Origin of the sequence: Streptomyces sp. NPDC059852 (assembly GCF_042731455.1) — a bacterium.
Taxonomy (GTDB): Bacteria; Actinomycetota; Actinomycetes; order Streptomycetales; family Streptomycetaceae; genus Streptomyces.
This window is the reverse complement of sequence record NZ_JBHWJK010000021.1, coordinates 60,094-74,712: the sequence shown is the minus strand read 5'-3', so window position 1 is coordinate 74,712 and position 14,619 is coordinate 60,094. Positions and strand designations below refer to the sequence as shown.

The window sequence follows — 14,619 nt, the reverse complement described above, 5'->3', positions numbered from 1 at the left end:
GCATGACGACGACCAACAGCCCTCAACTCGTTCTGGGCACCATGGACTTCGGCACGCGCGTGGACGCCGACCGGGCCTTCGCGATCCTCGACTCCTTCGTCGCCGGCGGTGGTGTCTGGCTGGACACGGCGAACTGCTACTCCTTCTGGAACGACCCCAGCGGTGCCGGCGGGGCCAGCGAGCGGGTGATCGGGGCATGGCTGCGGGCCCGCCCGGGCGCGCGCGACACGGTGCGGATCGCGACGAAGGTCCGGCAGAACCCGCTCGTCCCGCACTCCTGGCCGCAGAGCGCCGAGGGGCTGTCCGCGCGGGCCGTCCACGCCGGTGTGGAGGAGAGCCTGGGACGGCTGGGCGTCGACCACGTCGACCTGCTGTGGGCGCACGCCGAGGACCGCGCCGTACCGCTGGAGGAGACGGTCGGCGCGTTCGGCGAGCTCGTCGCGAAGGGGGTGGCCCTTCGGGTCGGGGCGGCGAACCACGCCGCCTGGCGGGTCGAACGCGCCCGGTCCCTGGCGCGTGAGCAGCGCGTGGAGCCGTACACGGCCCTGCAACTGCGCCACTCCCTCGTCCAGCCGCGTCCCCTCACCCCGCTCCCGGAGGCCGGCCACCGCCTGCTCGCCCCCGAGGACCTGGACCTCGCCCGCTCCGAAGGGCTCGCCGTGTGGGCGTACAGCGCGCTGATGTGGGGTTCCTACGTCCGCCCCGACAAGCCGCTGCCGACGGCCTACGATCACCCCGGCACCGCCCGGGTGCTGGCCGTACTGGACGAGATCGCCGAGGAGCTCACGGCCACACGCAACCAGGTCGTCCTCGCATGGCTGATGAGGCAGGGCATCGACCCGATCGTCGGCGTGAGCCGGGTGGAACAACTCGAGGAGGCGCTCACGGCCCGCCACGTACGCCTCACCGAGGCGCACATGACCCGATTCACCGAAGCCCGGTGACACTTCCCGAGGAGCCGGCCCCCATGACCACCGTCAGCCCGGCGACGGCCGCCGAACGCACCGGCGTCTCCCTCGACACCCTGCGGTACTACGAGCGCGAAGGACTCATCGGACCGATCCGCCGCTCCGCCGGCGGGCACCGGGAGTACACCGAGGACGACCTGTTCTGGATCGGCATGGTCACCTGCTTCCGCGAAGCGGGCCTCGGCATCGCGGATCTGCGCGAGTTCGTCGCCATGCTCCGCGCCGACCACCCCCCGCACCACCGCGTCGCCTTCCTCCGCGACCGCCGCGCCGCCCTGGAACAACGCGTGGACGCCCTGCGCCGGGCCATCGGCGTCCTCGACGACAAGATCGCCTACTTCAGCTGAGCGCCGGCCGGTACGGAATCGAACGCCCGCGCCGACTACCTCAGATGATCCTCAGCTCTGTTGATAACCGTCGCCGTGCTTGGCGATGATCACCATGCTTCCGCGCCCAACTCGGCCCCTGACCAGGGCAATCACGGTGGTGCGCGGAATGTGAACGCCTATCACATGAACAGAGGGGGAACCTCAGCATGTCTGCTTTCATGAGCTCGCAGACCGGCGCTCCGCTCCGACGCCGATCCATGATCGTGGCCGGAATCGCTGCTACCGCCGTCTTCGTCACGACCGGCGCCGCTCACGCCGCCCAGAACCAGCCGCGACCCGAGGCCGCGGCGTCGTCCGTCGTCCTCTCCTCGCTGGACGGCATCGGCACGGAGGACGAGGTCCTGGCCGGTATCGAGGAGGCGCTGAGCCTCTTCACAGAGATCCCGGACGAGGTGCTGGCCCAGGGCTAGGACGCCACCAAGCAGTGGCTGAACGAGCGCATAGCCGAGACCAGCGGAAAGCGGTCCTTCAACGCGGGCGGTTGTGCGCGCGGAATCCTGCTCGCCATCGGGTCCAACATCTTCGCTGTCGCCAAGATCTACAAGATGAAGAAGGCGATCGACAAGCTCGGGGGCATCAAGAAGGTCGTCGCCAAGATCCGCTCCAAGAAGAAGGCGGGCAAGACCTTCAAGAAGGGAATCATGGAGGTCTTCGAGGAGGCCGGTTCCGGCCTCGGCGGCATCGCTGCGGAGATTCTCGGCATCGACGGTGTCATCAAGAACTGCTGGTGACGAGTCAGTGGACGAATGGGAGGTGCCCTGATCATGGACATCGCAGCAAGCGTCCTGCGCTGGGGGTTCTTCGCAGCCGGAACGGTCCTGCTGGTCTCCTTCGCCTTCGCCGCAGCGCGCCGTCACCGCGCTGGAGCCCGCTTCGGTGAGCTCGCCGAACTGATGGAGCGTGAGTGGTTCAGCGCCGGCAAGGTGTTCTTCACCGTGTTGGCCGGCCTCGCGGGGTCGTATCTGGCGGCATATGTGGGCGGGACCCGCGGCCCACTGTCGGAAAGCGTCCCGATCCTGTTCCCGCTGGGCATCGTCGCGGCGTTCGTGGTCTGCCGCGCGACCATGAGGGGCGAGCGTGAACCCCTGCGAGTCAAGGCACTGGTGCTGCTGGCCGCACCGCTGCCACTCGGCGCAGTGATGACGGGCTGGTAGCAGCCGACCGCGCGGGCATACGAACAGCCCCGACCAGCGACCTGGTCGGGGCCGTTCACGTGCGGTGGGCGTGGAGTTCGACCCTGGTGCTTGTCGCCGCCACGACGGTTTCCTAGACCGTCGCCCGCCGGGCCCGGTAGTTCCAGCGCGTGAGCGACCGGACGACGGTCTCAGCGCCGATGGGGTTGGCGCTGTGCACGTAGACCGTGCCGATCCGGAAGGGCCGCCCGCTGAAAGCGGCTTCCTCCAGGAGAGTCACCACGGGCAGGATGCTGTCGTCGCCGCCGAGATCATGGTCGAGCCAGAGTTCATCGATCAGGCTGTCGCGGTACTCCTGCAGGAGCTCGACACCTTCGCGGCTGCTGCGTGCGATCCGCGTGGTCCACGGCAGTAGCCGAAGATCGTCTATGCCGAGGATGACCGGCGCCGGGACACGCGAAGCTTCCTTCATCCGACCATCATCACCACTGCCGGAACTGGCCGGACCACGGGGGCCAGAGGGTGGTGGACGGTAGCCGGACGCACGGTGCACCGATGAGCGTCAGCTCGCCGCCTTGGACGATCTCGCAAGGTTGCTGGAGCAGTGCGCCGGCACCCCAGGCAGCTTCTTGTTGTTTCAGCGTGACTGAAGCCTGTGCCGCATCCGTGCCCGGTCGACCGGGAACTCACGGGGGACCACGGTCATCAACGGGCACCACGCAAGGTGAAGGCCCCCGACCGATGTTCCTGGTCAGGGGCCGTTCACCCGCGGTGGGTGTGGGATTTGAACCCACGGTGACGTCGCCGCCACGACGGTTTTCAAGACCGTTCCCTTAGGCCGCTCGGGCAACCCACCAGTGCTCCGGCCCGCCCGGGGCGGAGCGGGTACAGCGTACCGTGGGGCCCGGGCGGCAGGTCAGCTGTCGCCGGAGCGGGCGCCGAGGGTCAGGTCGACCGTGCGGGTGCGGCCGTCCCGTTCGTAGGTGATCGTCACCTTGTCGCCGGGCTTGTGGGTCCAGATCTCGCCGATCAGAGTGGGGCCGGAGTCGATCACCGTGCCGTCGAGCTTGGTGATGACGTCGCCGGGCTTGAGGCCGGCCTTGGCGGCGGGGCCGCCCGGATCGACCGCGTCCGAGCCGCCGGCGCCCTGGTCGGTGATCTTGGCGCCGTCGCTGGTGTCCTCCAGGGAGACGGAGGCCCCGATCTTGGCGTACACCGGCTTGCCCGTCTTGATCAGCTGCTGGGCGACGTACTTGGCCTGGTTGATCGGGATCGCGAAGCCGAGGCCGATGGAGCCGGACTGGGCGGTGCCGCCCATGCCGTTGGCGGTGGACTGGATCGCCGAGTTGATGCCGATGACGTTGCCCTGCGCGTCCAGCAGCGGGCCGCCGGAGTTGCCCGGGTTGATCGACGCGTCGGTCTGCAGGGCGCTCATGTACGAGGCGTTGCTGCCGGTGCCGTCGCTGGAGGCCACCGGGCGGTTCTTGGCGCTGATGATGCCGGTGGTGACCGTGTCCGACAGGCCGAAGGGCGCGCCGATGGCGATCGTCGAGTCGCCGACGGCCACCTTGTCGGAGTCGCCCAGCGTGAGCGGCTTGAGGTCGGACGGGGCGCTCTTGAGCTTGATCACCGCGACGTCGTAGCCCTGCGCGTGCCCGACGACCTCGGCGTCGTACTTCTTGCCGCTCGGGAAGGTCGCCGTGAGCTTGCCACCGTCCACCGCGTCGGCCACGACGTGGTTGTTGGTGACGATGTGGCCCTCGGTGTCGAAGACGAACCCGGTGCCGGTGCCGCCCTCGCCGCTGCTGCTCTCCGCCTGGATCGTGACGGTGCTGGGCAGCGCCTTGGCGGCCACACCCGCGACGGTGCCCGGGTCGCGCTTGACCGAGCCGCCGCTGTCGGGGGCGGAGACGGTCGTGGAGGAGGTGTTGTCGTCGTTCTTGGCCAGGGTGTAGCCGAGGCCGCCGCCCAGACCGCCCGCGACCAGCGCGGCGATGAGGATCGCGGCGAGCATCCCGCCGCGGCCCGAACGGGGCGCGGGCTGTTGGTAGGTGCTGCCCCAGCCACCGGCGCCCATGCCGCCGCCGGTGCCGTCGCCGTACGGGGACGTGGGGGACGTGCCCGAGGGCGGGGGCGGCCAGGAGGCGTCCGGGGCGGAGCCCGAGGAGGCGGCGGGTGCAGCGGGGGTGTGGAAGCCGTCGCCACCGCCGTGTGCCTGGGCGTCGGCGGCGTACGGGCTGCCGGCCGGCACCGGCGGGAGCGGCGCCGTCGCGCTCTCGGGAGCGGGGTGCTCCTGGGAGGCCGGAGCAGCGGGAGCGTCCACCGGTACGGGGGGTGCGGACGGGGCCGGGGGTACCGCGGCGCCCTCGTTCTCGGTGCTCACAGCTTCTCTCCTCGATCCACGGCTGGTGTCTTCGGTCGCACGCGGGCACGCCCGTCACGCTCGATCCTCGGCGGTCGGTGCGCTCAGCTTGCACGCCTATGTGTATGCGGTCAGCTTTTCCCAACGGCCGTCAGAGCACCATAAGCGGTACCTGTGGGTCCACGGCCACTCTTTATATAGGTCATTTCTCACTAAACGGGCTCAATCCCAGCCTTTGCGCGACCACCGCGGTCGGACGCGTACCCCCGCACGGTGGCACCATGACGCGGTGACCCACGCACGGCAGCACCAGATCCAGGTCGTCGCCCACCGCGGAGCCTCCGAGGACGCCCCCGAACACACCCTGGCCGCGTACCGCAAGGCGATCGAGGACGGCGCCGACGCCCTCGAGTGCGACGTCCGCCTCACCGCCGACGGCCATCTCGTCTGCGTCCACGACCGCCGCGTCAACCGCACCTCCAACGGCCGCGGCGCGGTCTCCGCCCTGGAGCTCGCCGAGCTGGCCGCCCTGGACTTCGGCTCCCGCAGGAACCGCGACTCCTGGAAGAACCGCGCGGAGGAGCCGGACTGGGAGGTCCGGCCCGAGGACCCGGAGGACACCTCCGTCCTCACCCTGGAGCGGCTGCTGGAGCTCGTCGCCGACGCGGGACGCCGGGTGGAGCTGGCGATCGAGACCAAGCACCCCACCCGCTGGGCGGGCCAGGTCGAGGAGCGCCTGCTGCATCTGCTGAAACGGTTCGGACTGGACGCTCCGGCCGCGCCGGCCGAGTCGCCGGTACGCGTCATGAGCTTCTCGGCGCGTTCGCTGCACCGTGTGCGCGCCGCATCGCCGACCCTGCCGACCGTCTATCTGATGCAGTTCGTCTCGCCCCGGCTGCGGGACGGGCGGCTGCCCGCGGGCGTGCACATCGCCGGTCCCTCGATCCGGATCGTGCGCAGCCACCCCGCGTACGTACGGCGTCTGAAGGCGGCCGGCCACCAGGTGCACGTGTGGACGGTGAACGAGCCCGAGGACGTGGATCTCTGCGTGCGGCTGGGCGTCGACGGCATCATCACCAACCGCCCGCGCGCGGTGCTGGACCAGCTCGGACGCTGAAGCCCCGGCGGGTGCGCCGCAATCCCCGTACGACCTCATCCCCGTACGACCTCTTGACCCGGTGGTCCCGGGGGCCTCATCCTCCACTCTCAGCCACACCGTCGGATTTCAGCCATCCCGGTGACAGGGAGTGCTCCGGCGCGTTCGCTGCGTGTTCGGTCGTGCGAATGCGTCACCGGACCTTGTTTGGCCGGTTTCCGGTCCAGGCCAAGAGGGCATCCACTCCGTGGCGTGGGGCGAAGGAGGTCTCGGGGGTGGCGTTGGTGGTGGCACAGGAGGTGCCCACGTCGTCGAGCATGGCCGTACCCCATGGTCCTGCGGGCGTGGGGAAGGCGAGGCACCGCATGCGGGCGCAGCTGCGCAGCGGCGGGGTCCCGGAATCGGTCATCGACGACGCCGTACTGATTCTGTCCGAGCTCTTGAGCAACGCGTGCAAACACGGCCGGCCGCTCGGCGACTCCCTGGCGGGGGACGGCGACGTCCGCGCGGCCTGGCGGGTGGACAGCGGCGGCAGGCTCACCGTGGAGGTGACGGACGGCGGCGGACCCACCCGCCCCGCCCCGGCGACACCCTCGGTCACCGCGCACGGCGGCCGCGGGCTGAACATCATCAGCGCCCTGTCCGACGACTGGGGCGTACGCGACGACGTGCTGGGCGAGGTCACGGTCTGGGTGGTCGTCCACGACGACGTACGCGCGGCGCACGCCGGGCACCGGCGCGACGACTTCGCTACGCGCGTCATCGCCCCGGCGGTCAGCGCCCTCCCCGGCCTGGACTTCACGGACGCCTTCGACGACCTGGACTGACGGGCCGTCGGCCCACGGCCCCGGACCGCGACTCCGCCCGGCACGCGCGCCTCCCCGGACCGCCGCTCCTCCCGGCACGCCCATGTGCTCCGTCCACAGGCTCCCGTCGACCATGGCGGAAACGGCTAGGCTCGCGCCCGTACCAGACGAGCCGTAACCGGGAGACACCCACGATGGCCAAGAAGCGACCCCAGACCAAGGCCAAGCGCCCGCAGATCGCCGACGGAGAGGTCCCGGTCGTCGGCGCACGCGAGCCCTGCCCCTGCGGAAGCGGCCGCCGCTACAAGGCGTGTCACGGCCGGGCCGCCGCGCAGGCGGTGACCGAGCTGGTGCAGCGCCCGTTCGAGGGGCTGCCGGGCGAGTGCGACTGGGTCGCCCTGCGTGAGCTGGTGCCCGCCGCCACGGCGGAGCTGACCCTGAAGGGCGGCCTCCCCGAGGGCGTCCCGTCCGTCACCCTGGCCACGGTGCTCCCGATGGCCTGGCCGGCGCTGCGCCGCGACGACGGCTCGGTCCTCCTCGGCCTGCAGAACGACACGGCCTCCGGCGACATCAGCCGCGACCTCGCCGACACCCTGCAGCAGGCCCTCGCGGCCCAGCCGGGCACGCCGGTCCAGGGCCGCCGCGCCCCGGCCGACGGCCCTCGGCTGCAGGACCTGCTCGACCCCGAAGGCGCGTTCGAGCCAGTTGTGCACCCGGGCTTCGAGTTCTGGGTCCCCGACGCGGAGAACGCCACCGCCGAGGTGACCGCCTCCCTGGAGCGCGCCAACGCCGCGGCCATCCCGACCGTGAAGCTGACCGGCGTGGACTCCGCCTACTGGTGCGAGACCCCGGAGAAGAACCACCTGCGCTGGGTCATGCCGCACCCCGAGGAGCAGCTTCTGGACGCGCTCGCGCGGCTGCACGCGGCGGGCGCGTCGAGCCTCGGCGAGGGCACCCGCCTGGTGGGCTCCTTCCGTGCTCACGGCCTGACCGTGCCCGTCTGGGACCTGCCAAGCGGTGTCGGCGCCGAGGACGTGGAGAAGCCGGCGGCCGAGTTCGCCGAGCGGCTGGCCGACGCCCTGGCCACCGACACCCCGCTGACACCGGACGAGCGCCGCGCGCGCGGCGGGCTGACCAACCGGCAGGTCACCCTCAGCTGACGAGAGGGGGCGGGCCCGCCCCGGCTGAACGGCGGTTCAGCGGGACGCGCCCGCCCGCGCGGGGTGAATCCGATCACAACTCCCCTGCGGAGCAAGGGAATCCGTGACTGGAAAGCCCGGATCGAATTTGCGAACCGCCGACTTCTTGTTACCGTTCGAGTAGCCCGGTTGCTGGTGCATCCCCCGTCGCCAGCAACCGGGTCTTTCCATGTGCGCGGCCCTTTACGGAACGCCGCCATGTGTCAACCGCCCGTGGTCGACCCCGCGGACGCGGGAGCGGAGTTGCTGGCGGAACGCAGCAACAGCGCCTGGCGTCCGGCCCGTTCCGCGAACTCGGTGACCGCCGTGTAGCCGTCGGCTCCCGCGCGGGTGCGCTGACGGGGCGTCTCGCAGGTCCCCGGGTCGTCCCCGGCGCCCACCGCACAGCGCATCCGGATCGTGCGCCCCTCCGGCCCCATCAGGCTCAGCACGGAGTCCAGGGCGCCGCCCGTGGCGTTGCGGTAGTAGGTGCGCGCCCAGGCCTCCTCGCCCTGCGTGAGGACACAGGTCTGCGCCTCGACGCCCTCGGGCGAGGTGAGTTCGGGTCCGCAGCGCACGGCCGTGGCGATGCCGAGCCCGAGCAGGCCGGACGGCGCGACCGACGGCGCCTTCGCGTCGGCGCGGGGGGACGGGTCTGCGGCGCCGTCGCGCGAGGGGCGCGCCGGGGCGTCCTTCGCGGGGGCGTCGGCCGTGGACCGGCCGGCCTCGACGACCTGGCCGGCGGCCGCCCAGGCCAGTGGCAGGGCGATCGCGGCCGCCGCGACGGACGCGAGGGCGATCAGACGGACTCTTCGCTGGTGGGGCCCGCGACGATGTGACGACGGTGCCCTTTTTCCCCTGGAATGACGCGGCATAGGGCGGAATCTAACGATCCGGGGCCCGCGCGCGGTCCGCGCGCGCCGGACAGCCCTACAACTCGGGCGCGCTCACACCCGTACGAGTGAGGGCCTCGACCACCGCGTCGACCACGGCCTCCACGTCCGGCACCCACGGCGAGGCGGAGCCGGGCAGCGGGGCGCGCTGCCAGCTGATCGGCCCCAGCCCCGTTTCGGAGGGCGGCAGGGCGAGATAGCCGCCCTCGCCGTGGAAGCGCAGCGAGCCGGGGACGAAGTCCTTGGCGTACAGCAGCTCGCCGAGCTGTTCCATCGAGTAGGGCTTCACCAGGATCGACCAGCGGGCCGGCGAGGCGACGACCGGGCCGAGGCGCATGCCCATCCGGTCGAGCGCGGCCAGGGCGTGGGCGGCCGGCAGGGCGGGGAGGCTGACCGCGCAGGGTGCCGTGCCGCCCGTGGCGAGGATGATCGGGGCCGTCGGCCGGTTGGCCCACCACCAGCGCACCATGCGCTCGTCGGTGGTGGCCGCGAGGAGGCCGGGGTCGAAGGGATGGGCTCCGGGCACCGTGCACTCGGGGTCGGGACATCCGCAGCGGCCCCGCCCCTGCGGGGGTGCCGTCACGCCCGGGAGCACGGGCCATCGCCATTGCGTCGCGAAGGTCAGGGCCGCGCTGATCAGCTCAGACTTCCCGTCACCGCGCAGGAGCCTGCGTCGCCTTCCGAGGATCTCGCGCATGAGCGCTCGTTCCTTTCCGTTGCACCGCTGGCAACACCGAGGACCACATCACACCATGTGTCGATCACTTCACTGTGCGTACCTGTTGGCGCATCACACCCCTGCTCCGGGCAAGGGACACCCCTATGGGCCGAACGTGGACTGCATCCGTGGCGGCCTCGTCCATACTGCGTCTACCAGAAGCATGGGCATGGCGTGGGGTGGCGAAGTCTGGCGTTTTGCGTCGCGCGTATTTCTCTTCGCCTCCGCCACGGGAGGATGGGGCACGATCGTCGGTGGCTAGGACGCTCGGCTCCGTCACCAGGTTCCGGGTGGTCGTCAACCACCCCTGGTCTTCACCGAGTACGTACCCATAACGACCGCTGTGACGCTCCGTGGAGCGAAACCAGTCGACCGCAATACCCCGTTCCCTGAGGCAGTTTCAAGCCAACTTCGCCTTGACGCAAGAGGTGTACGCGGAATGCTCACGCAGCCCATGGACACCAGGAATCCCCGCAGGACAATGCTGGACATCCCCTCACGAGTGCGTGTACATGTGGAGACACTGCTGGCGGCGCAGAATGACATGGGGGTTTGCGATGCTTTTGAGCAGTACGCACCGGTCGGAAAGCCGGACGCCATGAACGCCCCTCACCCTCCGAAAGTGGCCGGAATCGATTCAACGGTTCCCTCACCCGCACACACTGTCGCGCCCACGCCCGCAGCCCCGGACGCCCCGGCGGTCGCCTCACCGCACCCGCCGGGCGCCCTGCTCCAGGACCGTCTCGCCGGCTGGGTGTCGGACCTGACGACCCTGCACGAACTCACCGAGCGCCTGGTCCGCACCGACTCGCTCGACGAAGCCCTCCAGGAACTGCTGCGCGCCGGGTCCGCCCTCGTGGGCGCCCGGCGCGGTCTCGTCGTCCTGGAACCGGGCGACGGACAGGGACCCGACACCACCATCGGCCTGGGCCTCGCCCGCGCCGACCTCGGGCACATCGAGACCGTGCCGCGCAGCGCGATGTCGTACGGACGGATCCTCGACGGGCTGCCCGGCGGCGACGGCGAGATCACCGAGCCCGACCTGCTCGCCGAGGACGGACTGGACCCGCGCCACCGCGAGGTCGCCGCCCGCCTCGGCTACGCCGCCAGCTACGCCCTGCCGCTGTCCACCGACGGCGCCGGGCGCCTCGGCGCCGCCGTCTGGCTGTACGACGAGCCCGCCGAACCGGCCGAGCGCCAGCGCCACCTCGTCGGCCTCTACACCCGGTCCGCGGCCGCGCACCTGGCCCGGCTCGTCGAGGTCGAGCGCACCCGCGCGGCCATGCGGACCATGACCGAGGAGCTGCTGCCCGCCCGGCTGCCCCGCACGGCCGGTGTGCAGCTCGCCGTGCGGCACGGCACGGGGCCGCGCGGCGGCGGCGACTGGTACGACGCGCTGCCGCTGCCGGACGCCGCGCTGGGCCTCGCGGTCGGCTCGGTGACCGGGTCGGGGCCGAGCGCCGTCGCCGCCATGGGCCGGCTCCGGGCCAGCCTGCGGGCGTACGCCGTGATGGAGGGCGAGGACCCGGTGGCGGTCCTGTCCGACCTGGAGCTGCTGCTGCGGCTCACCGAGCCGGCCCGGTCCGCGACCGCGCTGTTCGCGTACTGCGAGCCCGCCCTGCGCAAGATCACGCTGGCCGGCGCGGGCCACAGCCCGCCGCTGCTGATCGGGGACCGGCGCACCGAGTACGTGGAGACGTCGGTGTCCGCGCCGCTCGGGATGCTGGCCTGCTGGGAGGCGCCCAGCGTGGAGCTGACCGTGGAGGCCGGCGAGACGGTGCTGCTCTACACCGACGGGCTGCTGCACCGCACCGGCGACCCCACCGACCGGGCCTTCGCGCGGCTGCACTCGGCGGCCGCCGGGGTGCCCCGGGCGCTGCGGCAGGACCCGGAGGCGGTCGCCGACCACGTGCTGCGGACCGTGCTGCCCGAGGGACTGGACGGCACCGACAGCGACGAGGACGTCGTCCTGCTGGCCGCTCGCTTCGCGTGACGCCCCGCGGGCCCTCGGTGACCGTCCCATAACAGGCGCGTGGCCTGCGCCATAGCAGCGGCGGACGGCTCGTCCCGCACCCCCGGCACGGGCGGGCGCGACCGTACGATGGACGGGGTCGAATGCCGTATCGAGGAGGATGACCGTGGCCGACGAGCTCACCCCGGAGACCCCGGAAGAGACGGAAGAGCCGATCAAGCAGCGCAAGAACGGCCTGTACCCGGGCGTGTCCGACGAGCTCGCCGAGAACATGAAGTCCGGCTGGGCCGACACGGAGCTGCACGACCTGCGGCCCATCCCGCAGGCCGCCGAGACCGCCGCCCGCCGCGCGGCGCTGTCCGCCCGCTTCCCGGGCGAGCGCCTGGTGATCCCGGCGGGCAACCTGAAGACGCGCTCCAACGACACCGAGTACCCCTTCCGGGCCTCCGTCGAGTACGCGTACCTCACCGGCAACCAGACCGAGGACGGCGTGCTCGTCCTCGAGCCCGTGGCCGGCGGCCACGACGCCACGATCTACCTGCTGCCGCGCTCCGACCGGGAGAACGGCGAGTTCTGGCTCTCCGGCCAGGGCGAGCTGTGGGTCGGCCGGCGCCACTCCCTCACCGAGGCGGAGAAGCTGTACGGCATCCCCGCCTCCGACGTCCGCGAGCTGGCGGACACGCTGCGCGAGGCCACCGGCCCGGTCCGGGTCGTGCGCGGGTACGACGCCGGCATCGAGGCCGCGCTGACCGACAAGGTCACCGCCGAGCGCGACGAGGAGCTGCGGGTCTTCCTGTCCGAGGCGCGCCTCCTCAAGGACGACTTCGAGATCGGCGAGCTGCAGAAGGCCGTCGACTCGACCGTGCGCGGCTTCGAGGACGTCGTGAAGGTCCTCGACAAGGCCGAGGCGACCTCCGAGCGCTACATCGAGGGCACGTTCTTCCTCCGCGCGCGTGTCGAGGGCAACGACGTCGGCTACGGCTCCATCTGCGCCGCCGGCCCGCACGCCTGCACCCTGCACTGGGTGCGCAACGACGGCCCCGTCCGCTCCGGCGACCTGCTGCTGCTGGACGCCGGTGTCGAGACGCACACGTACTACACCGCCGACGTCACGCGGACGCTGCCGATCGACGGCACGTACACCGAGATCCAGAAGAAGATCTACGACGCGGTGTACGACGCGCAGGAGGCCGGTATCGCGGCCGTGAAGCCGGGCGCGAAGTACCGCGACTTCCACGACGCCGCGCAGCGGGTGCTCACCGAGCGGCTCGTCGAGTGGGGGCTCGTCGAGGGTCCGGTCGAGCGGGTCCTGGAGCTGGGTCTCCAGCGCCGCTGGACGCTGCACGGCACCGGGCACATGCTCGGCATGGACGTCCACGACTGCGCCGCCGCGCGCGTGGAGTCGTACGTCGACGGCACGCTGGAGCCCGGCATGGTGCTGACCGTCGAGCCGGGTCTGTACTTCCAGGCCGACGACCTGACCGTGCCGGAGGAGTACCGCGGGATCGGCGTGCGGATCGAGGACGACATCCTCGTCACCGCCGACGGCAACCGGAACCTGAGCGCCGGGCTGCCGCGCCGCTCGGACGAGGTCGAGAGCTGGATGGCCGCGCTGAAGGGCTGAGGTCCGGCGGCTGACGGACGGAGGACGGCCGGGTGCCCCGAGGGGCGCCCGGCCGTCATCGCTTCTGCTGGGGGGTGGGGGTGGACCTGCATCTCGCGGTCGCCGCGGGCGAGGGGCGCCGGGCCGGCCTGGAGCGCGCCCTGCGGGACGCCGTACGGGACGGGCGGCTCGCGCCCGGGGAGCGGCTGCCCGCCACCCGGCAGCTCGCCGGGGAGCTCGGCGTCTCACGGAACACCGTGAAGGCCGCCTACGACCAGCTCGTCGCGGAGGGGTTCCTGACCGCCCGCCAGGGGTCGGGCACCCGGGTCGCCGCGCTGCCGCCCGTCGAGGCGGGGCAGCCCGGGGCGCGGGAGCCCGCGCGTGCGCCGCGCTTCGATCTGCGCCCCGGCAGCCCGGACGTCGGGACGTTCCCTGCGGCGGCCTGGCTGCGGGCGCTGCGCTCGGCGGTCACGAGGGCGCCCTCCCCCGCCTACGACTACGGCGACCCGCGGGGGCGGATCGAGCTGCGGACCGCGCTGTCGGGCTATCTGGGCCGGGCCCGTGGGGTGGTCGCTCCCCCGGAGCGCATCGTGATCACCTCCGGGTACGTGCAGGGGCTGGCGCTGCTCACGCGGGTGCTCGACGGCGGCCCGGTCGCCATGGAGGACCCCGGTCTGCCGTTCCACCGGGAGGTCGTACGGCGGCACGGGGGTGCCGTGGTGCCGCTGGAGGTCGACGGGCGGGGCGCCCGCACCGCCGGGGACTGCGCGGCCGTCGTCGTGACGCCCGCCCACCAGTACCCGACAGGGGTGACGCTCCACCCGGAGCGGCGGCGGGCGCTCACCGAGTGGGCCCGCGCGCGGGGCGCCCTGATCGTGGAGGACGACTACGACGGGGAGTTCCGCTACGACCGGCAGCCGGTCGGCGCCCTCCAGGGCATGGCGCCGGGGCAGGTGGCGTATCTGGGGACCGCGTCGAAGACGCTCGGGCCCGCGCTGCGGCTCGGCTGGATGGTGCTGCCATCGCACCTTGTGGACGCCGTGGCCGACGTCAAGCTGCACAGCGACCACCACACCGAGTCCCTCGGGCAGTTGGCACTCGCCGAGCTGATCGACAGTCACGCCTACGACCGGCACGTGCGGTCCTGCCGGCTGCGCTACCGGCGGCGCCGGGACCAGCTCCTGGACCGGCTGGGGGCGCGCGCACGGGTGCGGGGGATCGCGGCCGGGCTGCACGCGCTCGTGGAGGTCGACGACGAGGAGCGCGTGCTGGGGCGGGCGCGGGCGCACGGGCTCGCGGTGGGACGGCTGGGCGACCACTGGCACACGCCGGACACGGGCAGGCCGCAGGGGCTGGTCGTGGGGTACGGCACGCCCCGGGAGGGCGCGTACCGGGGAGCGCTGGAGGTGCTGGCGCAGGTCCTTGACGAGGCCGGATTGGACCCCTGAAAGGCCGCTGGATTGGGCCTCGTTGCAGGCCCACCGCCTCTCTACGGTCGTCG

Annotated in this window: 15 protein-coding genes and 1 tRNA gene; 11 read left to right on the top strand and 5 right to left on the bottom strand. The window is 72.2% G+C overall.

Annotated features, from left to right (window positions below; all coding sequences use genetic code 11):
* Positions 1-2: 2 nt before the first annotated feature.
* The 5 genes from ACFV46_RS24925 to ACFV46_RS24905 all read left to right on the top strand — a co-directional run bounded on the left by ACFV46_RS24925 (position 3) and on the right by ACFV46_RS24905 (position 2,511).
* The gene (locus tag ACFV46_RS24925) at positions 3-944 is read left to right on the top strand and encodes an aldo/keto reductase (protein ID WP_385499746.1); all 942 of its coding nucleotides are present in this window, start codon (positions 3-5) and stop codon (positions 942-944) included.
* 23 nt (positions 945-967) lie between these two features.
* Complete coding sequence (locus ACFV46_RS24920) at positions 968-1,315, top strand: MerR family transcriptional regulator (protein ID WP_385499744.1); 348 nt, start codon at positions 968-970, stop codon at positions 1,313-1,315.
* 200 nt (positions 1,316-1,515) lie between these two features.
* On the top strand, positions 1,516-1,767 hold the full coding sequence (locus ACFV46_RS24915) for a hypothetical protein (RefSeq protein WP_385499743.1): 252 nt from the start codon (positions 1,516-1,518) through the stop codon (positions 1,765-1,767).
* Positions 1,768-1,902: 135 nt separating this feature from the next.
* Complete coding sequence (locus ACFV46_RS24910) at positions 1,903-2,088, top strand: hypothetical protein (protein ID WP_385499742.1); 186 nt, start codon at positions 1,903-1,905, stop codon at positions 2,086-2,088.
* Between the two features lie 33 nt (positions 2,089-2,121).
* Entirely contained in the window at positions 2,122-2,511 is a 390-nt protein-coding gene (locus tag ACFV46_RS24905; protein ID WP_361928350.1) for a hypothetical protein, read from the top strand.
* Between the two features lie 112 nt (positions 2,512-2,623).
* Here ACFV46_RS24905 and ACFV46_RS24900 read toward each other — a convergent pair whose 3' ends face one another.
* From ACFV46_RS24900 to ACFV46_RS24890, 3 genes are all read right to left on the bottom strand, one after another.
* Positions 2,624-2,962, bottom strand: coding sequence for a cyclic-phosphate processing receiver domain-containing protein (locus ACFV46_RS24900; RefSeq protein ID WP_361928347.1), 339 nt, complete (start codon positions 2,960-2,962; stop codon positions 2,624-2,626).
* Between the two features lie 297 nt (positions 2,963-3,259).
* Positions 3,260-3,346: transfer RNA gene (locus ACFV46_RS24895), tRNA-Ser, on the bottom strand.
* Between the two features lie 60 nt (positions 3,347-3,406).
* A complete protein-coding gene (locus ACFV46_RS24890; protein WP_361928345.1) occupies positions 3,407-4,873 on the bottom strand; it encodes a trypsin-like peptidase domain-containing protein in 1,467 nt (488 codons plus the stop codon).
* A 268-nt stretch (positions 4,874-5,141) separates the two neighbouring features.
* Between ACFV46_RS24890 and ACFV46_RS24885 the strand changes: the two genes are divergently transcribed.
* The 3 genes from ACFV46_RS24885 (at position 5,142) to ACFV46_RS24875 (ending at position 7,914) form a co-directional block, all read left to right on the top strand.
* Positions 5,142-5,969 carry a glycerophosphodiester phosphodiesterase gene (locus ACFV46_RS24885; protein WP_361928342.1) on the top strand — a complete coding sequence of 276 codons (828 nt, stop codon included), beginning with the start codon at positions 5,142-5,144 and terminating at the stop codon, positions 5,967-5,969.
* A gap of 167 nt (positions 5,970-6,136) precedes the next feature.
* Positions 6,137-6,775 carry an ATP-binding protein gene (locus ACFV46_RS24880; RefSeq protein WP_361928339.1) on the top strand — a complete coding sequence of 213 codons (639 nt, stop codon included), beginning with the start codon at positions 6,137-6,139 and terminating at the stop codon, positions 6,773-6,775.
* Positions 6,776-6,948: 173 nt separating this feature from the next.
* Positions 6,949-7,914: a DUF5926 family protein gene (locus ACFV46_RS24875; RefSeq protein WP_385499740.1), complete on the top strand. Its 966-nt coding sequence runs from the start codon at positions 6,949-6,951 to the stop codon at positions 7,912-7,914.
* A gap of 242 nt (positions 7,915-8,156) precedes the next feature.
* On the opposite strand, the gene ACFV46_RS24870 is transcribed toward ACFV46_RS24875, so the two are convergent.
* Positions 8,157-8,807, bottom strand: coding sequence for a hypothetical protein (locus tag ACFV46_RS24870; protein WP_385499739.1), 651 nt, complete (start codon positions 8,805-8,807; stop codon positions 8,157-8,159).
* A 55-nt stretch (positions 8,808-8,862) separates the two neighbouring features.
* Positions 8,863-9,522 (bottom strand): bifunctional DNA primase/polymerase, encoded by a 660-nt coding sequence (locus ACFV46_RS24865; protein WP_151784872.1) that lies wholly within the window; start codon positions 9,520-9,522, stop codon positions 8,863-8,865.
* A gap of 502 nt (positions 9,523-10,024) precedes the next feature.
* On the opposite strand from ACFV46_RS24865, the gene ACFV46_RS24860 reads away from it, so the two are divergent.
* The 3 genes from ACFV46_RS24860 (at position 10,025) to ACFV46_RS24850 (ending at position 14,566) form a co-directional block, all read left to right on the top strand.
* Positions 10,025-11,536 carry a PP2C family protein-serine/threonine phosphatase gene (locus ACFV46_RS24860; protein ID WP_385499784.1) on the top strand — a complete coding sequence of 504 codons (1,512 nt, stop codon included), beginning with the start codon at positions 10,025-10,027 and terminating at the stop codon, positions 11,534-11,536.
* A gap of 145 nt (positions 11,537-11,681) precedes the next feature.
* The gene (locus ACFV46_RS24855) at positions 11,682-13,139 is read left to right on the top strand and encodes an aminopeptidase P family protein (protein WP_385499737.1); all 1,458 of its coding nucleotides are present in this window, start codon (positions 11,682-11,684) and stop codon (positions 13,137-13,139) included.
* Between the two features lie 80 nt (positions 13,140-13,219).
* A complete protein-coding gene (locus tag ACFV46_RS24850; protein WP_385499736.1) occupies positions 13,220-14,566 on the top strand; it encodes a PLP-dependent aminotransferase family protein in 1,347 nt (448 codons plus the stop codon).
* Positions 14,567-14,619: the final 53 nt, after the last annotated feature.